Below are 16,752 nucleotides of genomic sequence, written 5' to 3'. Positions count from 1 at the left end.
GTCGATCATCTGCAGGTCGCCGTCGTAAGCCTTTGACACCGCGTCCAGAAGCCGATCCCAGATGCCACGCTTGCGCCAGCGCCGAAAACGGTTGCCGCAGGTCGTATGTGGGCCGTAGCGCGCCGGGATGTCAGCCCAGGGCGCGCCCGTGCGCAGCCGCCAGAAGATCCCGTTGAGCACCCGCCGGTCATCCACGCGCTCCTTGCCGCGCACGTCCGTCGGCAACAACGGCTCGATCACCGCCCACTCCGCATCCGTCAGATCAAACCGCGCCATCAAGGCCCTCCTGCTCCGAGGGCTAACGACGCCGCGGTTCAACCGTGCCAGCCGTTATGGGTTCGCGACCTAGACCGGCCGCACCAGCCGGTCGAGCCGCATCCGGGTGATCGCGCCGATCTCCTCCAGGGCCGTCGCCTCCTCGTCCGCGACCGCACGCGCGAGGCGCTCCTCGAACAGCGCGCGGATCTCGCGCAGGTCCCGGCCGCGCACGGCGACGATGAACGGGAAGCCGAACCGGTGCCGGTAGGCGGCGTTCAGCCGGTCGAAGGCCGCGGCGTCCGCCTCCGTCAGCCGGTCGAGGCCGGCGCTGCCCTGCTCCTGCGCGGAATCGGCGGTCATCGCCCGGGCCCGGGCTTCCGGGCCGGCGAGTTCGGGATGGCCGTTGAGGAAGGCCAGGCGCACGTCCGGCGGCGCCGCGCGCACGGCCGCCATCATCGCCCCGTGGAGAGCGTCGAGGTCGGCGAAGGGCGCCGCGCCGTGGGCGGCTCGGGCGACCCAGGGCGCGTGCTCGAAGACGCCGCCGAGATACGCCACGAAGGCGTCGCACTCGAGGGCGTTGAGGCGGTCGAGGTCGATCATGCCACTCAGCTTCCGCGGTAGGTGGTGAAGCTCGACGGGGCGCACAGCATCGGCACGTGGTAGTGCTGCTTGGCGTCGGAGACGGCGAACCGCACGACCGGGTTGTCGATGAAGATGTCGGCCTCCGCGGTGCCGGCGCGGCCCTGGAAATAAGGGTCGACGAAGAATTCCAGCTGGTACTGGCCGGTCTCGGCCTTGTCGGCCGGGAGGATCGGCGCGTCGGTCCGGCCGTCGGCGTTGGTGACGACGCTCTTCACGAGCCGCCACTGGCCGTTCTCGAGGACGGAGAAGTCGATCCGGACCCCCGCGACGGGGCGACCGCGATCGGTATCGAGGACGTGTGTGGTGATGCCCGCCATGCCGGGTCTCCTTGTCGCGTCGGGGATCGGACGGGTCAGCTGCCGCGGTAGTAGGAATAGCCCCAGGGCGTGAACAGCACCGGCAGGTGGTGGCGCTGGCTCGCGTCGCGGATCCGGAACCGGATCGGCACGAGGCCGAGGAAGTTCGGGGTCGGGAGCTTCACGCCCAGGTTCGCGAAATACGCCTCGAGGTGCAGCACCAGCTCGTAGCGGCCCGCCTTGAAGGCCTCGTCGACCAGGAGCGGCTCGGCGGTCCGGCCGTTCGGCGCGGTGGTGACCGTCCGGATCGGCCGGTAGCCGGTGCCGTCGTGCATCGCGAGGTCGCAGACCATCCCGGCGCCGGGCGTGCCGTGGAAATTGTCGATGGCGTGCAGGGTCAGCCGCGGCGAGAGGCCGGCCTGCGACACGGGCGCGGTGTTCAGCGTGCCGGGCTTGGTCGGGGAACCGGCCGGAGCATTGGCCGGAGCCGCCGCCGGAGCGGCCGTGCCCTGGGCCAGCGCCGGGCCCGCGGAGACCGCGGCCGCGGCGCCGAGCCCCGTCGCGACGAGGCCGCGCCGCGTCAGAGCGTGTCGTTCGGGTCCGTGTTCCAAGAAAGCCTCCCTCTCGTGCTGCGGTTCACGCCGGCTCGTGCGCCGCGCGGGCCCGGGCGCGCCGACCCATCTCCGGCGTCGCCGGCGGGACGAAGGCCAGGATCAGGACGAGCGCCGCGGCCTCGACGGCGGCGACCAGCCAGAGGCCGGTCGCGACCGAGCCGGTCTGCTCGCGCAGGTAACCCATCGCCGCCGGCGCTCCGAAGCCCGCGAGATTGGCCACCGAGTTGATGAGCGCGATGCCGGCCGCGGCCGCCGACCCGGCGAGGAAGCGGCCGGGGATCTGCCAGAAGACCGGGATCGCGCTCATCGTGCCGACGATCGCCACCCCGAGCATGAGCAGCGCGAGGACCGGCGCGCCCGCGATAAAGACGCCGGTGAGCGCGATGGCCAGTGCCCCGACGAAGGCCGGGACCCCGCAATGCAGCCGCGCCTCGCCGGTCCGGTCCGAGTGGCGGCCGTTCAGGATCATCCCGGCGCCGCCGCAGAGATAGGCCGCCGACATGATCCAGCCGACCGTCAGCGGGTCGGTGAAGCCGGCGTCGCGCACCACGCTCGGGCCGAAGAAGGTCAGGGCCGAGTTCGCCGTGACGATGCAGAAGAAGATCGCGATGCACTGCCAGACGCGCGCGTCCTTCAGCGAGGCGAGGATGCGGTGCTCGCGGTGGCCGAGGGCCGCGGCGTCGCGCGCGAGGTCGGCCTCGACCAGCGCCTTCTGCTCCGCCGTCAGCCAGCCGGCCTTGGCGGGCCGGTCCGTGAGGTAGAACAGCGTGACGATCCCGGCCAGGATCGACGGGATGCCCTCGAGCAGAAACACCCACTGCCAGCCGGACCAGCCGTTGACGCCGTGCATCCCCGACATGATCGCGCCCGCGAGCGGCCCCCCGATGACGCCGGCCAGCGCCGAGGCGGACATGAACAGCCCGAACACCTTCGCCCGGCGCTCGCTCGGATACCAGTAGGTCAGGTACAGGATGACGCCGGGATAGAATCCGGCCTCGAAGACGCCGAGCAGGAAGCGCAGGACGTAGAAGAACGCCGGCGTGGTGACGAACATCATCGCCACGCAGCAGAGCCCCCACAGCAGGGTGATCCGCGCGATCGTCTTGCGGGCGCCGATATGCTCCAGCAGCAGGTTGCTCGGCACCTCGCACAGGAAGTAGCCGATGAAGAAGATCCCTGCGCCGATGCCGTAGACGGTCTCGCTGAACCGGAGCTCGGCCAGCATCTGCAGCTTGGCGAAGCCGATGTTGACCCGGTCGATCCAGGACAGGATCCACAGGACCATCAGGAACGGCAGCAGCCGCCACGTGATCCGGCGGTAGGCGTCGTCCAGGCGCGCGGGCGCCGCGAGGGCCGGCATGTCGGTCGCGTGGTGCGCCTGGATCGTCATGGCTGGCCCCACAGGGTTGCCCCATCCGGAACGGGGCGTTGGAATTCCGAGCGATGCAGGACGGCTGCCAGTCTCGCGCCGGCGGCCGCCCGCCCCGTCTCAGCCGACGGCTTCGCGCGGCGCGAGCAGCGTCGCGAGGGCGTGGCCGAGGCCGACATTGTCCGCGGCGACGGCGGGCGGGCGCCGGTAGGGCGCGGCCGCGGCGGCGACGACCGCCTTCACCCCCGACGTGACCGAGCACAGGACCGGGACCGGCACGTGCGGCTGCAGGCGGGCCGCGAGGCCGACCAGGGCGGCGCCGCCGAGGATCACCGCCTCGGCGCGATCCTCCTCGGCGCAGGCCCGGCAGGCGGCCGCGAGGTCGGACAGCGCCGCCTCTGGGTCCTTGGCGATCTCGCCGCCGGTGCGCGCGATCGTCCGGATGCCCGCGAGGCCGTCACCGACGCCGAGGCTCGCGACGCACTCGCGGAGCATGGGCTTCCACAGGGCCCCGCCGGTCACGATGGCGTAGCGCCCGGCGACCCGCTGGGCCTCGCGGCACGACGCTTCGAGCATCCCCACCACCGGGACCGGTGAGACCTCGCGCAGGGCCAGCAGCCCGGGATCGCCGAAGCAGGCGAGGAAGACCGCGTCGCAGTCCCGGCCGTGCTCCGCGAAGGCGTCGAGGGCGGCGTGGCCGGCGATGGCCAGGGCCGCCCGGCTGGCGATGTAGGCGGCGCCGAACCGCGCCGTGGCCGGGACGAAGGTCGCAGTCGCGCCCGCCATCGTCCCGACCTGCCCGGCCAGGAGGTCGGTCACAGACGTGCTGGTGTTCGGATTGAGCAGCAGGATCCGCATGGCGCCCTCGGGTGGCGGGAGCCGGCCGGATGGCCGGGCAGAGGCCCGCACGCAGCCGGCCGGGGATGGGGAGGTCGGGGGGCCCGGCGGCGCGGGTCAGGCCGCGCCGCCGGGCCGTTCGTGTCTCCGATCCGGACCGGGGCGGGTCCAGGTCCGGACCGGGGCGGGTCCAGGTCCGGACGGCCTCAGGCAGGACGGGCCGCGCCCGCGGGGCGGCGCATGAGGGCGGTGTAGATCGCGAAGCCCAGGGCGCACCCGATGAACCACGTGAAGTTCGCCACGCCCTCCAGGCCCGGCAGGATCACGCAGAGCACGGGGATGAGGGCCGAGGGGATCATGGCGGTCACCGCGGCGCGGTTGTATCCGCCACTGTACCAGTACGTCCCGGCGGGGCTCATCGTGTAGAGGTCGTCGAGGACCACCTTCTGCTTCTTCACGAAGTAGAAGTCGGCGATCAGGATCCCGAACAGCGGGCCGATGAACGCGCCGAGGACGTCGAGCGTGTAGTGGATCACAGCGGGATTGTTGTAGAGGTTCCAGGGCGTGATGAAGATCGAGCCGACGGCCGCGATCATCCCGCCCATGCGCCACGAGATCCGCCGCGGCGACACGTTCGAGAAGTCAAACGCGGGCGAGACGAAGTTCGCGACGATGTTGATCCCGATGGTCGCGGTCATGAAGGTGAAGGCGCCGAGCACGACCGCGAAGGTGCTGTCGATGCGGCTCACCGTCTCCACCGGGTCGGTGATCAGGTGGCCGAAGACCGGAACCGTCGCCGAGGCGGTGACGACCGTCAGGAGCGAGAACCCGAGGAAGTTCACCGGGAGACCCCAGAAGTTACCCTTCCTCACCGCCTCGAAGCTCGCGCCGTAGCGCGAGAAGTCGCCGAAGTTCAGCATCGGCCCGGAGAAGTAGGAGACCACGAGGGCGACGGCGTTGATCATCACCGGCAGGGCGTCCCAGCCGGTATACTTCACGGTGCCCAGGGTCAGACCGATCTCGCCGATCCCGGCCTTGGCGACGAGGTACGCGGCGAGCGCGATCATCACCACGTAGACCGCCGGCCCCGCCCAGTCGATGAATACGCGGATCGCCTCCATGCCGCGCCAGAAGACCAGCGCCTGCAGGACCCAGAGCGTCATGAAGGCGGCCCAGCCCAGACCCGACAGGCCGGCGAAGCCGTACTGCTTGACGTCGGCGTAGACGGCGAGTTCGGGGTAGAAGCGGAGCGCCACCACCGTCAGCGCCGCCGAGGCGAGGTAGGTCTGGATGCCGTACCACGCGACCGCGATCAGCCCGCGGATGATCGCCGGGATGTTGGCGCCCTTGACCCCGAAGGAGGCGCGGCAGATCACCGGATAGGGCGTGCCGGTCTGCTGGCTCGGCTTGGCGACGAGGTTGCAGAAGATCTGGACGATCACGATGCCGACGAGCAGGGCGATCAGCACCTGCCAGCTCACGAGGCCCAGCGAGAACAGGGAGCCGGCGGTCACGTATCCGCCGACGCTGTGGACGTCAGACATCCAGAAGGCGAAGATGTTGTAGGTGCCCCAGGTCTGCTTGCGCAGCGGGGCCAGATCCTTGTTCACGAGATCCGGATCGTAGCTCGGCTTGATGACGACGGCTTCCCGTTCGTCCGACACGGCCGTGCTGATGCCGGCGGCCTCAACCTGTGCGTACATGGCGTTTCTCCCTGACTGGCGCAGCCCTGTTGCCGGGCTTTTTCCGTGACGCTGACGACCCGCTGGGACCGCCATGCAAAACCTGGAACTCTCCGTCTCCTGACTTCTGAAAAGACGACCTGAATACAGATCACGACCGAGTTCGGACCTCCAAGTCCCGGACGTGACGTCGACTTGTCTATCCCGCGACGACCGCCGCGAGGCGGGTCCGGAGGCCGCCCGCGTCGGCCGGGGCGCCCGCGGCCTCCGCGAGGAGCCGGGCCAGGCCGGACGGGTCGTCCGCCTCCGCGGGGAGTCCGGCCGCGTGGACCCGCTCCGCCATCGCCACGCCCGCCGCGGGCGACGCGTCGGCCAGCCCGGCGCAGACCGGGCCGAAGACCGCGCCGAACAGGGCGCGGCCCATGCAGGTCGGCCGGTAGCCGCCGCGCGGCGGGTGGGCCGCAATCCAGTGACGGGCGATGTCCAGCCGCGTGGTCACCCAGGCGTCGGGGTGATCGCCCACGTAGTCGAGGAACCGCTCCAGCGCGGCCATCCGCCCCGGACGCCCGACCAGGCGGCAGTGCAGCCCCACCGACATGATGCCGCCCCGTCCCGCTTCGCCCTCGCGGTACAGGACGTCGAACGTGTCCTTGAGGTAGCCGAAGAACTGGTCGCCGTTGTTGAAGCCCTGGGCGGTGGCGAACCGCATGTCGTTGGCGTCGAGGGTGTAGGGGACGACGAGCTGCTGAAGCCCCCCGATCCGCAGCCAGTAGGGCAGGTCGTCGGCGTAGGAATCGGCGAGGTACAGGAATCCGCCCTCGGCGGCGCCGATGGCGAGCGTGTTCGCGGAGGTGCGCCCCTGGTACAGGCCGAGGGGCCTGCTGCCCGTCAGCGATGCCTGCAGCGCGACGGCGGCGTCGATATCGGCGCGCTCGGCCTCCCGGCTGTGGTCGCGGTAGTCGATCCAGCGCAGGCCGTGGCTGGCGATCTCCCAGCCGGACTCGACCATCGCGGCGACGGCCTCGGGGTTGCGCTGCATCGCCGAGGCGACGCCGAAGACCGTGACCGGGAGGTTGCGGCGCGTGAACGCGCGCCAGAGGCGCCAGAAGCCGGCGCGGGCGCCGTACTCGTAGATCGACTCCATGTTGGCGTGGCGCTTCCCCGGCCAGGGCAGGGCCCCGACGATCTCGGAGAGGAAGGCCTCGGACGCCGCGTCACCGTGGAGGATGCAGTTCTCGCCGCCCTCCTCGTAGTTGATGACGCACTGGACGGCGACGCGCTTGCCCCCGGGCCAGGCCGGGTCCGGTCGATGCCGGCCGTATCCGACCATGTCGCGGGGATAGTCCTGGTCGAGGTCGAACATGGCGTGATCCCTCGTTCCGACGCGAGATAGACGCACGGCCGACCGTTGGTCCAATATCTTGTTCGGCTTGATTGATAGGTTGCGCGTTTAGATGGTGCGATCATTGATCTGAGTATCGGAGCGCCGTCGGGCGGATCGCCACCGGCCTTTCGTCGATCCGGCGGAGCCTGCCCGTGCCGGGTCGACGACCTCACGCGCCGCCGCGTCGGCGGGCCGACGGTCGGGCGTCCCGGGCGGGCACCGCGGACCCTAACGGGTGCGGCTGGCGGAAATCGGGCCGGCGGCGAGCATGCCCATCAGGGCGTCGAACGCCAGCGGCTTCTCGACCAGGGGTATGCCGGCGGCGCGGGCGCGGCTCCGGATGCCCGGATCGGGGTGGCCGGTGATCAGGATCACGGGCACGCCGGCAGCGAGGTCCCGCAGCCGGCCCCACACCGCGAGCCCGTCCATCCCCGGCATGACGTGGTCCAGCAGGACGAAGGTCGGGTGCGGGCCGGGGAAGGCGGCCAGCAGCGCGCGTCCGTCGGCGAAGGTCTCCACCCGGTGGCCCTCGCTCTCCAAGAGGAAGCGGGTCGAGTGCAGGATGGCCGGGTCATCGTCCACGACGTAGATGAGGCTCGACGCGGCGGACAGCGTGGCGTTCGCCGGGAGCGTGGCGTCCAGTGAGGTCATGGTGCCGAGCTTAGGGGCGGTCCGCGGCGGCCGACCTTGACCTGCCTCAAGACCGGGGCCGCGCCCGTACTGCCGCCATCCCGAGACCGGCGACGTTCCTAACCGGTCGATCCCGCCCTGCGCGTGCCGCCCGCTGTGCGGCGATCGGCCACGTCGAGCGGTGACGCTCCGGTCCGCACCAGAGGCCCTTTCCGATTGATTCGGCTCCGATTCCTCATCTTGAAGTTGAATAACCGCCTTTGCACGCACGATATCGCGAGCCGGAGACCGAATGACAGACCCCGTAACGGGAAACTCCTCAGAATAAATCTTAATCAGTTTGCGTATATTTTACGCAACCCGATCATGACTGCTCAGCCTGGCTGACGCGTTCGCAGCCCTGGGTTCCGTCGCCTGGACATCCGCCTCATGAAAATGACCATCAAACTGCGACTCGTCTCGCTGCTCGGCGGACTCGGCTTGGTGCTGCTCGCCACGGCGGCGCTCGGAAATCTCTCGCTCCACTGGAGCCATCAGAGCCTGAAGACCGTCTTCGACGATCGCGTCGTCTGTCTCCGGCAGTTCAGCATCATCCGCGACGCCTACGATGACCTGCTCGACGCCTCGCGCCAGCTGCGCGGCAAGCAGATCGAGCCGGCAGAGGCCAAGGACAAGATCGAGCGCGATCTGTCGAAGCTCCACAAGGAGTGGTCGGCCTATCTGGCGACCTACCTGACTCCGGAAGAGGACGTCCTCGCCAAGGACCTGCAGCTGCGCGTCGATCGGAACGACGCGATCGCGGCCGAGATCCTCAAGCGCGTCGCCGCCGGCGCGGCCTCGGATTTCGAGGCCACCCACACGGACCTGCTGAAGAGCATGCAGGCCACCAACGCCACGCTGAGCAAGCTGACCGCGTTGCAGGTCCGGGAAGCCGAGGCGGAGTTCCGGCGCTCGGAGACGATTGCCGGCTGGTCGCGCCTCGCGCTCCTGGCCGCGCTCGCGCTCGCCGCGCTCAGCATCGCCTACGGCGTGTACGTGATCGTGGTCCAGGTCACCCGGCCGCTGGGCAGCCTCGTGGGCGTCCTGCAGCGGATGGCCAAGGGCGCGGTCGACGCCGAGATCCGCGAGGCCACCCGCGGCGACGAGATCGGTGCCGTCGGCCAGGCCGTCGAGGGCATCAAGACCATGGTCGCCCGCAAGGCCGCCGAGGAGGCCGAGGTCCGGCGCCGCGCCGACGCGGCCGCCGCCGCCGAGCGGAAGCGCACCATGGTCGAGCTCGCCGACGGCTTCGAGCGCGCCGTCGGCGGCATCGTCGGCCTGGTCTCGTCCTCGGCCACCGAGCTCCAGGCCACCGCCCAGCAGATGACCGCCACCGCCCAGGAGACCGCATCCCAGTCGACCACCGTGGCCGCGGCCGCCGAGGAGGCGTCCACCAACGTCAACACGGTCGCGGCCGCGGCCGAGGAACTCGGCTCCTCCGTGCAGGAGATCGGCCGGCAGGTGACCGGCTCGGCCCACCTTGCCCAGGCCGCGGTGGGCGAAGCCGACCAGACCGCCCACCTCGTCCAGGCGCTCAGCCAGAACGCCGCGCGGATCGGCGACATGGTCGGGATGATCTCCGGCATCGCCGGCCAGACCAACCTGCTGGCGTTGAACGCCACGATCGAGGCGGCCCGCGCCGGCGCGGCCGGGCGGGGCTTCGCGGTGGTGGCCTCCGAGGTGAAGGCGCTGGCCGAGCAGACCGCCAAGGCGACCGAGGAGATCGCGCGCCAGATCGGCGAGGTCCAGGGGGTGACCGCGCAGGCGGTGACGGCGATCGGCGGGATCACGGGCCGGATCCGGGAGATCGACAGCGTGGCGACTTCGATCGCGGCGGCCGTCGAGGAGCAGGGGGCGGCGACACAGGAGATCGTGCGCAACGTGGCCCAGGCCTCGGCGGGGACGAACGAAGTGACGGGCAACATCGCCGGCGTGGCGCAGGCGTCGGAGGAGACGGGGGCTGCGGCCTCGCAGGTCCTGTCGGCGGCCTCGGAGCTGTCGCGGCAATCCGAGCATCTCGGCGCCGAGGTCGCCCGCTTCCTCGCCACCGTCCGCGCCGCCTGAGGGTGGCCACGCCCGAGATCCGCGTCCGCCCGGTCCGACGGGAGGACGCGGATCTCGCCGACGCGCGCGTCCCGTCGGCGACGACAATCTCGAGAATCGAGTCTGCCACCCACAGCGCGCAGCAAATCCGCGGCGCGCCAAGCTTGCCGGATCCTGACACGCGGGCAAGGTCGCGATCGACTTGAGCCAGATCAATGACCGGCCGCACGGATACCGGATGCTCGGGCCGTGAAAGATGGCAGGTCGTCTGTCGCTCAGGGCTCGGGTGCCCGGACATCGGGCCGCCGATGCCGTCAGCCCGCGCGGGGAATCCGGTGAGAACGATCGAGAACCGAACGGCGGATATGGTCCCGAACGCGCTCAACATGCTCCTGGGCGTCGCGCTCCTCCTCGCACCTTGGTACTTGAATCTGGGCTACGAGACGGCCGCCGCGCGCAACGCCTTCGTGACCGGGGGCGCCATCACCGTGGTCGCACTCCTGGCCCTCGGCGTGACCTGCGCCTGGGAGGAATACCTCAACGTCGCCCTCGGGTTCTGGGCGGCCATGGCGCCCTGGGTTCTCGGCTTCGCCGACGCGACGGCACCCGTGTGGGTGCACGGCCTGACCGGGCTCGCCGTGGCCGCCCTGGCCGCGTACGCGCTGTGGCGGCTCTTCGTGTCGCCCCAGGCGCGCTCCGTCTGAGGCGCGCCCGTCGCCGCCGCGGCCGCGGGCATTCGGCCGGCACCCGCGACTACGGGATTGCCCTTAAGGGGCGCGCCTTAAGGCTCCGACCGGAATTTCTCCGCCTCCCGCCCGCTGCCAATCTCGTCCCGACCGACGCAGGCGAGGAGCGCAGCGATGAGCACCGAGTTCACGGCACGGACAGCACCGGAGGGGCCCGCAGCCCGTCCCGCTCCCGTCCCGGAGATCGAGGGGAGCACCCTGTTCGCGGGATGCCCCGACGTCGTCGGGACACCGTTCTCCTACGCCCGCGAGGAGGAGATCTACGGAGAGGGCGAGGAGGCCGAGTTCGTCTACAAGGTCCTCAGCGGCGCGGTGCGCACCCACAGGGTCCTGAGCGACGGGCGCCGCCAGATCACGGGCTTCCACCTGCCCGGCGACCTGTTCGGGCTCGGGCAGGGCGAGATCAATCGCCAGACCGCCGAGGCCCTCACCAGCACCAAGGTGCTGATCTTCAAGCGACGACAGGTCGAGCGCGCCGCGACCGGGCGGGCCGAGGTCGCCTGCCGACTCTGGAGCATGGCCACGAGCGACCTGCGACACGCCCAGGACCTGGCGCTCCTGCTCGGACGGCGCTCGGCCCAGGAGCGGGTCGCCGCCTTCCTGCTGGAGGTCGATGACCGCCTCGGCGCCGCCGGCACCTTCGCGCTGCCGATGACCCGCCGCGACATCGCCGACTACCTCGGCCTGACCATCGAGACCGTATCGCGCACCCTCTCGCAGCTGGAGGAGGACGGGGTGTTGCGACGCGACGGCGGCCGACAGGTGTGCCTGCATCGGACCCGGCTGCGCCGGCTCGTCGAGGATTGAGACAGGCGCCGCCGGGGACGCCACCGGGAACGCCGCTGCGGGCTGTCGCGTGGTTTCGCGTTGGCTTTCGGGGTGGCTTCGGGGTGGCGCCTGCGCGCAGGACGCTGCCTCGGAGACGGTCGCGGACGGCGCCGGCGAGCGGGTGCGGAGACGAAGGGCGTCACCGCCTCTGGAAGCGCGCGATCAAGCCCGGGGCCTCCTCGCGGATCAGCCCGAGAAAGTTGTCGATCACCGGGTTTCGGCGCTGATGATGCAGCGCGTAGACGTCCGCCGACAGGAAGGGCGGCTTGATCGGCAGGACGACGACGTCCGGATGTCTCGGCCGGCCGACGAATTCCGGGATGATGGCGAGACCGAAGCCCGCCGCGACCAGGTTGATCAGCGACGAGGCCTCGCGGACCTGCTGCGAGATGCTCGGCGTGAACCCGCGCGCGATGCAGGCTTGGTAGATATCCGCCGCGAAGCGCGAGCTCTCGAGGCCGAGCGAGATCAGCGGCTCGCTGCGGAAGACGTCGATCGCGACACTGCGACCGGCGGCGAGGGTGTGCTCGCGCGGCACGGCCACGCAGAGCCGCTCGGGCCACGCCAGGTGGGCGACGAGATCCAGATCCTCGGGGGGGCTGCGGAGGAAGCTGAGATCCGTCCGGTTCGCCTTGAGGGCCGCTATCTGGTCGGCCGGCGCCATCTCGTGGATGCGCACGTCCACCGCCCGGAAGCGCTGCTCGAAGGCCCGGATCAGGCAACCGGCCGGCCCCGCGAGGACGGAACTCGTCATGCCGATGTTGAGGATGCCGGCCGTTCCGGTGCCGATCGTCCGCGCCCGGTCGACGGCATCGGCGACCTGCGCGAGGACCGCCCGCGCGTTCCCGAGGAAATCCTCGCCCGCCGCGGTCAGGACGACGCGCCGGCTCGAGCGCTCGAACAGGTTGACGCCGATCTCCACCTCGAGATCGCGGATCTGCTGGCTCAGCGGCGGCTGCGACACGCCCAGGCTCTGGGCGGCGGCGGTGAAGCTGAGATGCTCCGCCACCGCGGCGAAGTAGCGAAGATGCCGGAGTTCCATGGGCCGACCCATAGGAATTTCGAATGGATAGAAGCACGGAAGGTCTTTTGCGTCTAGACTCGCGGGGTGGACGTCCTCGACGGCCGGGATCTCGCCGGCCCGTCAGGACCGTCGACAGCGGCGTGTCGCCGAGGCGGGGCCCGGCAGGCGTCCGTCCCGCACCGCGCTCAGGTCCCGCCCGGGTGGATCCCGACGCGCTCCGCGGCGAAACGCTCGCGGAGCCAGGCCGCGGCGGGGCCGCAGGGCCGCTGCTTGTGCCAGACCAGTTCCAGGGCGATCGGCCAGTCGCCCTCATCGAACTGGAGGTCGGGCGTCACGAGGTACGGCGCCGTGAGGGACGCGGCGATGACGTGGTCGGTGACGAAGGCCCAGCCGATCCCGTGCTTCACCATCTCCAGGATGACCCAGTGGCTCTCCACCCACCACACCTCGGCGGCAACCCGCAGACGGCGCTTCTCCGCCCCGTCGCCGCGGGCGGCCACGAGGATCTGGCGGTGGCGCTTCAGCTCCTCCCACGCCACCCGCTCCTTCGCGAGCGGGTGATCGCGGCCGCAGACCAGCTTGAGCGGCACCCAGCCGATGGTCCGGAACCCGAGCTCCGTCGGGAGCCCCTCCTGGCGCCACATCACGCCCAGGTCGGCGGCGCCCGACCGGACCATGCGGCTGACATCCTCCATCAGCGGGAAGAGCAGCTCGAGCTCCACGAAGGGGAAGCGCTGGGCGAAGCTGGCGAAGAGGGCGCCGAGGGCGTGCTCGGGGTAGAGCTCGTCGATGGCGACCACCAGCCGGTTCTCGACGCCCTGCTCCAGGCTACTCGCCACACCGATCAGGTGCTCCCGCCGGTCGAGCACCACGCGCGCCTCCAGCAGCAGCCGCTCGCCCGCCGGGGTCAGCACCGGGTTCCGGCCCGCGCGGCTGAACAGCGCCAGCCCCAGATCCGTCTCGAGGTTGGCCACCTGCGTGCTGACGGCCGACTGCGCCTTCCGCAGCACCCGCGCCGCGCCCGAGAACGACCCGGCCTCGGCCGCCGCCACGAAAGCCTGGAGCTGGTCGAGCGAGACCGCCATCTATCTGTTTATCCGATACTTCCTAACTTGTGGATCGCCTTATCGCAGATAGAGAGCGGCCGACCAATCCGCCTCTCGAGAGCGAGACTATGCGCACCACCCGCGACCGCATTCGCCACGCCATCCTGTTCGAGGTGATCGGGCTGCTCCTCATCGTCCCGCTCGGGACCGCGGCCTTCGGCCTGCACGCCGCCGACATGGGCGTGATCGGAATCGGCAGCGCCCTCGTCGCGACGAGCTGGAACTACGTCTACAATCTCGGCTTCGACCGGACGATGCAGCGGCTCGCCGGGCACACGCGCAAGAGCCTCGTCCTGCGGGTCGCCCACGCGGTGCTGTTCGAGGCGGGGCTGCTCCTGATCCTGCTGCCGCCGATCGCGTGGTATCTCGGCATCGGCCTCGTGGAGGCCTTCTTCATGGATCTGGCGATCGCGGCCTTCTACGTGGCCTACGCCTTCGTGTTCAATCTCGCCTACGATCGAACCTTCCCGCTCCCGAGCTGGACCGAGGCTGCCGCCGAGCCGTCCCGCTGACGCTCGCGCTAGCCGCGCGGCGAGACCGCGACGGCGGCGCGGCGGGCGTTCGAGGGTCCGCGGCGCCGCGTGAGGCGCCCGCTATCCCTCCGCGCGGACGAGATCCGTCGTCTCCGGCCCGCGCCGAACCTCCGCGCCCAAGGGACCGACGGGTGGCCGGCCCGGCGGGATCAGCGCGGCGAGCGCCTTCTGGAGAAGGTCGGGCCGGACCGGCTTGTGAATCAGAGGGACCCCGCTGTCCAAGGCCTCCCGCATGCGGACGGGCGCGGTGTCGCCGGTGATGAGGATCGCCGGGATCGGCCGTCCCCAATGCTGCCGCAGCGTCGCGATGGCTTCGGCGCCGGTCTGGCCCCTGCGCAGGCGGTAGTCGCAGATCAGCGCGTCCGGCGGCGGCCCCTGCGGCGGCCGTTCGGTGACGTCAGTCGGGTCCTCGAAGGCCCAGCACAGGCAACCCCAGCCGGAGAGGAGCGCCACCATCGCGTCGCGGACGATGGCATCGTCGTCGACGATCAGGATGCGGGCGCCGACCAGGCGGCCGCTCTCCGCGCTGGCGGCCGCGGGCGCGTCGTCGAGCCTGGCGTCCCGCCCGGCATCGAGCGTCCGGGGGACGAGGATGCGGAAGACGCTGCCGCTCCCCACCTTCGACGAGAGGGAGAGCGGGTGATCGAGCGAGGCGGCGATCCCGCGCGCGATCGCGAGTCCCAGCCCCAGACCCTTGTGACGATCGCGCTCCGGATTCCCGAGCTGGTAGAACTCCCGGAAGATGTCCTCGCGCTTGTCGACCGGGATGCCGATCCCGGTGTCGTAGACTTCGATCGACACGCCCGCGCGCCGGCGCCGGCAGCCGATGAGGACGCCGCCGCGCTCGGTGTACCGGATGGCGTTGAGGACGAGATTGCGCAGGACCAGCTCCAGCAGGGCCGGGTCCGAGACGATCGCCAGGTCCGTCTGGGGCGTCCGATAGATCAGGCGCTTGGCGTCGGCCAGCGGCGCCAGCTCGTTCTCGATCTTGTCGAGGAGAGGCTGGAGCTCGAAGGCGCGGGGCCGCGGCGTGATGACTCCGGCCTCCAGGCGCGAGAAGTCCAGAAGCGTGTTGAGCATGTCGGTCGACGCGACGTTCGCGGTCTGGGCGTTCTGCAGGATCCGCCGCTGCGGCGCGGCGAGATCCGTCTGGCTCAGCGCCTGGAGGAAGAGGCCCAGGGCGTGGACCGGCTGGCGCAGGTCGTGGCTGGCCGCCGCGAGGAACTGCGACTTCGCGGTGTTGGCGTGCTCGGCGTCGCGGCGGGCCCGGTGCGCCGCGGCGGTCTCCGCGCGCAGCTGCTCCACGAGGGCCGCGTTCTCGAAGCGGAGCTCGATCGATTCCCGCACGCGGCGGCTGGCGAGCACGACCTGACCGTACTGCCCGACCACGAAGAGGATCGAGCAGATTGCCAGGGCGCGGTAGGGCGCGCCGCCGAGCGACCAGAGGGTTCCCGCGGCCAGGACGGCGACGGGCACGACGAGGGCGAGGTAGAGGTGCCGCCGCGGCGCCAGGAGCGAGACGCCGTTGCTGCAGGTCGCGCCCAGCAGCGACATGGTCAGGATGCTCACCGCCGGGACCTGGAGCGGCAGCGCGATCCAGATCAGCGATCCCAGGATCGCGCCCTCGACGATCTTGCTCAGGAAGATGACCCGCTCGACCCGGCGGGCGCGGTCGGGCTCGCCGATCGCGGCGCGGACACGACGCGCGTAGGCGGCCGCCCCGAACCGCTCGACGAGGAACGCGCCGTACCAGCTCAGCAGGACGGCGTGGGGCACCAGGCTCCACAGCACGGCCAGCATGAGCGTCGAGACGAGGAAACCGACGGCGACCGACTGCGTGACGCCGTCCAGGACGAGGCGCAGCTGCTCGGCCGCGATCCGCTCCTCCTGCGACGGGCTCATCGGATCAGGCCGAACTGCTGCGCCTTGAACACCGCCTCGGCGCGCCGGGTCACCCCCAGGACCGACAGCAGACCCTGCACGTGGCCGCGGACCGTGTGTTCCGACAGACCGAGATTGCGTCCGATCATCTTGTTGGACAATCCGCGGCCGACGAGGGTCAGCACCTCGGCCTGCCGCGGCGTGAGCGTCGGGCAGAGGGCGCCCCCGACCCGCGGGACCGCGGAAGACCGGGCGAGCATCTCGCGCAGGACCGTCATCATCCGCTCGGGGCGGTCGGTCTTGGACAGGAACGCGCAGGCGCCCTGCGCCAGAGCCGTGCTGACGGTATCGTGCAGATCCAGGCCGGACACGACGACGATCCGGGCGGCCGGCCAGCGTTGCTGGAGCAGGCCCATCCCCTCGAGCCCGCCGATGCCCGGCAACTGGATGTCGAGGAGGACGATCGTCGGGACGACGGCCACGATGGCGAGCGCCTCGTGCAGCGATGGGCTGTCGAGAACCGGGATCTCATCGAACGCCGTCGACAGCATCGAGACGATGCCGGACCGGAACAGCGCGTGGTCATCGATGATGAGGATTGCTTCCTGCGCCATGCGAATCCTGTCTAAGCAACCGCACAGGCGCCGTCACGGGTCATGGACCAGTCCATGTGGACTGGTCCACGAAGCCATCCCGATCGGCTAAGCCACGGGTCGAGGAACTCGATCGCGCGCGCCCGGACATGCAGCTGGAGACCACGCGGACGGGATCGGATGCTGGGCGAGGGCGCCCGCCATCCCGCGCGGCCCGCGCTTCACACCGCTGCCGTCGCGGCGACGG

The 16,752-nt window shown here is 70.9% G+C and carries 17 protein-coding genes; 4 read left to right on the top strand and 13 right to left on the bottom strand.

Going from position 1 to position 16,752, the window contains the following annotated elements; translation table 11 throughout:
• The 9 genes from BM314_RS14870 to BM314_RS14830 form a co-directional block, all read right to left on the bottom strand.
• Nucleotides 1–276 (bottom strand): IS5 family transposase (locus BM314_RS14870; RefSeq protein ID WP_107353637.1); only part of this gene is annotated, 276 nt, incomplete at its 3' end.
• Between the two features lie 69 nt (nucleotides 277–345).
• Entirely contained in the window at nucleotides 346–858 is a 513-nt protein-coding gene (gene uraD, locus BM314_RS14865) for a 2-oxo-4-hydroxy-4-carboxy-5-ureidoimidazoline decarboxylase (RefSeq protein WP_091978668.1), read from the bottom strand.
• Between the two features lie 5 nt (nucleotides 859–863).
• Nucleotides 864–1,217, bottom strand: a complete 354-nt coding sequence (gene uraH, locus BM314_RS14860; RefSeq protein WP_091978666.1) for a hydroxyisourate hydrolase — start codon at nucleotides 1,215–1,217, stop codon at nucleotides 864–866.
• A gap of 35 nt (nucleotides 1,218–1,252) precedes the next feature.
• Nucleotides 1,253–1,807 (bottom strand): hydroxyisourate hydrolase, encoded by a 555-nt coding sequence (uraH, locus tag BM314_RS14855; RefSeq protein WP_091978664.1) that lies wholly within the window; start codon nucleotides 1,805–1,807, stop codon nucleotides 1,253–1,255.
• Between the two features lie 25 nt (nucleotides 1,808–1,832).
• Entirely contained in the window at nucleotides 1,833–3,200 is a 1,368-nt protein-coding gene (locus tag BM314_RS14850) for an MFS transporter (protein WP_091682436.1), read from the bottom strand.
• A 99-nt stretch (nucleotides 3,201–3,299) separates the two neighbouring features.
• Nucleotides 3,300–4,037 carry an aspartate/glutamate racemase family protein gene (locus BM314_RS14845; RefSeq protein WP_091978662.1) on the bottom strand — a complete coding sequence of 246 codons (738 nt, stop codon included), beginning with the start codon at nucleotides 4,035–4,037 and terminating at the stop codon, nucleotides 3,300–3,302.
• A 185-nt stretch (nucleotides 4,038–4,222) separates the two neighbouring features.
• A complete protein-coding gene (locus BM314_RS14840; protein WP_020094451.1) occupies nucleotides 4,223–5,719 on the bottom strand; it encodes an NCS1 family nucleobase:cation symporter-1 in 1,497 nt (498 codons plus the stop codon).
• A 178-nt stretch (nucleotides 5,720–5,897) separates the two neighbouring features.
• Nucleotides 5,898–7,061, bottom strand: coding sequence for an allantoinase PuuE (gene puuE / locus BM314_RS14835; RefSeq protein WP_091978660.1), 1,164 nt, complete (start codon nucleotides 7,059–7,061; stop codon nucleotides 5,898–5,900).
• 249 nt (nucleotides 7,062–7,310) lie between these two features.
• Nucleotides 7,311–7,733, bottom strand: coding sequence for a response regulator transcription factor (locus BM314_RS14830; RefSeq protein WP_091978658.1), 423 nt, complete (start codon nucleotides 7,731–7,733; stop codon nucleotides 7,311–7,313).
• A gap of 408 nt (nucleotides 7,734–8,141) precedes the next feature.
• On the opposite strand from BM314_RS14830, the gene BM314_RS14825 reads away from it, so the two are divergent.
• The 3 genes from BM314_RS14825 (at nucleotide 8,142) to BM314_RS14815 (ending at nucleotide 11,347) form a co-directional block, all read left to right on the top strand.
• Nucleotides 8,142–9,815, top strand: a complete 1,674-nt coding sequence (locus BM314_RS14825; RefSeq protein ID WP_244539942.1) for a methyl-accepting chemotaxis protein — start codon at nucleotides 8,142–8,144, stop codon at nucleotides 9,813–9,815.
• 344 nt (nucleotides 9,816–10,159) lie between these two features.
• The gene (locus BM314_RS14820) at nucleotides 10,160–10,498 is read left to right on the top strand and encodes an SPW repeat domain-containing protein (protein WP_091978655.1); all 339 of its coding nucleotides are present in this window, start codon (nucleotides 10,160–10,162) and stop codon (nucleotides 10,496–10,498) included.
• Nucleotides 10,499–10,654: 156 nt separating this feature from the next.
• Nucleotides 10,655–11,347 (top strand): helix-turn-helix domain-containing protein, encoded by a 693-nt coding sequence (locus tag BM314_RS14815; RefSeq protein ID WP_091978653.1) that lies wholly within the window; start codon nucleotides 10,655–10,657, stop codon nucleotides 11,345–11,347.
• Nucleotides 11,348–11,507: 160 nt separating this feature from the next.
• On the opposite strand, the gene BM314_RS14810 is transcribed toward BM314_RS14815, so the two are convergent.
• Nucleotides 11,508–12,410 (bottom strand): LysR family transcriptional regulator, encoded by a 903-nt coding sequence (locus tag BM314_RS14810; RefSeq protein ID WP_091978651.1) that lies wholly within the window; start codon nucleotides 12,408–12,410, stop codon nucleotides 11,508–11,510.
• A gap of 167 nt (nucleotides 12,411–12,577) precedes the next feature.
• Nucleotides 12,578–13,477 (bottom strand): LysR family transcriptional regulator, encoded by a 900-nt coding sequence (locus tag BM314_RS14805; RefSeq protein ID WP_091682430.1) that lies wholly within the window; start codon nucleotides 13,475–13,477, stop codon nucleotides 12,578–12,580.
• Between the two features lie 89 nt (nucleotides 13,478–13,566).
• Here BM314_RS14805 and BM314_RS14800 point away from each other — a divergent pair, with 89 nt between their 5' ends.
• The gene (locus BM314_RS14800; RefSeq protein ID WP_020094459.1) at nucleotides 13,567–14,010 is read left to right on the top strand and encodes a PACE efflux transporter; all 444 of its coding nucleotides are present in this window, start codon (nucleotides 13,567–13,569) and stop codon (nucleotides 14,008–14,010) included.
• Between the two features lie 81 nt (nucleotides 14,011–14,091).
• Here the strand turns inward: BM314_RS14800 and BM314_RS14795 are convergent, their stop codons facing one another.
• Together BM314_RS14795 and BM314_RS14790 are read right to left on the bottom strand one after the other, a co-directional pair.
• Nucleotides 14,092–15,933: an ATP-binding response regulator gene (locus BM314_RS14795; protein ID WP_091978649.1), complete on the bottom strand. Its 1,842-nt coding sequence runs from the start codon at nucleotides 15,931–15,933 to the stop codon at nucleotides 14,092–14,094.
• The gene (locus BM314_RS14790; protein WP_091978647.1) at nucleotides 15,930–16,526 is read right to left on the bottom strand and encodes a response regulator; all 597 of its coding nucleotides are present in this window, start codon (nucleotides 16,524–16,526) and stop codon (nucleotides 15,930–15,932) included. Before BM314_RS14790 ends, BM314_RS14795 begins: the two co-directional genes overlap by 4 nt.
• Nucleotides 16,527–16,752 lie beyond the last annotated feature (226 nt).

This window comes from Methylobacterium sp. 13MFTsu3.1M2 (assembly GCF_900112625.1).
GTDB lineage: Bacteria > Pseudomonadota > Alphaproteobacteria > Rhizobiales > Beijerinckiaceae > Methylobacterium.
The sequence above is the reverse complement of the archived record's forward strand: the minus strand, read 5'-3'. Positions and strand labels throughout refer to the sequence as shown.

Bases quoted from the DNA above. Each gene is read 5' to 3' on its own strand.
- uraD (WP_091978668.1), bottom strand. From the start codon at position 858: ATGATCGACCTCGACCGCCTCAACGCCCTCGAGTGCGACGCCTTCGTG.
- uraH (WP_091978666.1), bottom strand. From the start codon at position 1,217: ATGGCGGGCATCACCACACACGTCCTCGATACCGATCGCGGTCGCCCC.
- BM314_RS14850 (WP_091682436.1), bottom strand. From the start codon at position 3,200: ATGACGATCCAGGCGCACCACGCGACCGACATGCCGGCCCTCGCGGCG.
- BM314_RS14845 (WP_091978662.1), bottom strand. From the start codon at position 4,037: ATGCGGATCCTGCTGCTCAATCCGAACACCAGCACGTCTGTGACCGAC.
- BM314_RS14840 (WP_020094451.1), bottom strand. From the start codon at position 5,719: ATGTACGCACAGGTTGAGGCCGCCGGCATCAGCACGGCCGTGTCGGAC.
- puuE (WP_091978660.1), bottom strand. From the start codon at position 7,061: ATGTTCGACCTCGACCAGGACTATCCCCGCGACATGGTCGGATACGGC.
- BM314_RS14830 (WP_091978658.1), bottom strand. From the start codon at position 7,733: ATGACCTCACTGGACGCCACGCTCCCGGCGAACGCCACGCTGTCCGCC.
- BM314_RS14825 (WP_244539942.1), top strand. From the start codon at position 8,142: ATGAAAATGACCATCAAACTGCGACTCGTCTCGCTGCTCGGCGGACTC.
- BM314_RS14820 (WP_091978655.1), top strand. From the start codon at position 10,160: ATGGTCCCGAACGCGCTCAACATGCTCCTGGGCGTCGCGCTCCTCCTC.
- BM314_RS14815 (WP_091978653.1), top strand. From the start codon at position 10,655: ATGAGCACCGAGTTCACGGCACGGACAGCACCGGAGGGGCCCGCAGCC.
- BM314_RS14810 (WP_091978651.1), bottom strand. From the start codon at position 12,410: ATGGAACTCCGGCATCTTCGCTACTTCGCCGCGGTGGCGGAGCATCTC.
- BM314_RS14805 (WP_091682430.1), bottom strand. From the start codon at position 13,477: ATGGCGGTCTCGCTCGACCAGCTCCAGGCTTTCGTGGCGGCGGCCGAG.
- BM314_RS14800 (WP_020094459.1), top strand. From the start codon at position 13,567: ATGCGCACCACCCGCGACCGCATTCGCCACGCCATCCTGTTCGAGGTG.
- BM314_RS14795 (WP_091978649.1), bottom strand. From the start codon at position 15,933: ATGAGCCCGTCGCAGGAGGAGCGGATCGCGGCCGAGCAGCTGCGCCTC.
- BM314_RS14790 (WP_091978647.1), bottom strand. From the start codon at position 16,526: ATGGCGCAGGAAGCAATCCTCATCATCGATGACCACGCGCTGTTCCGG.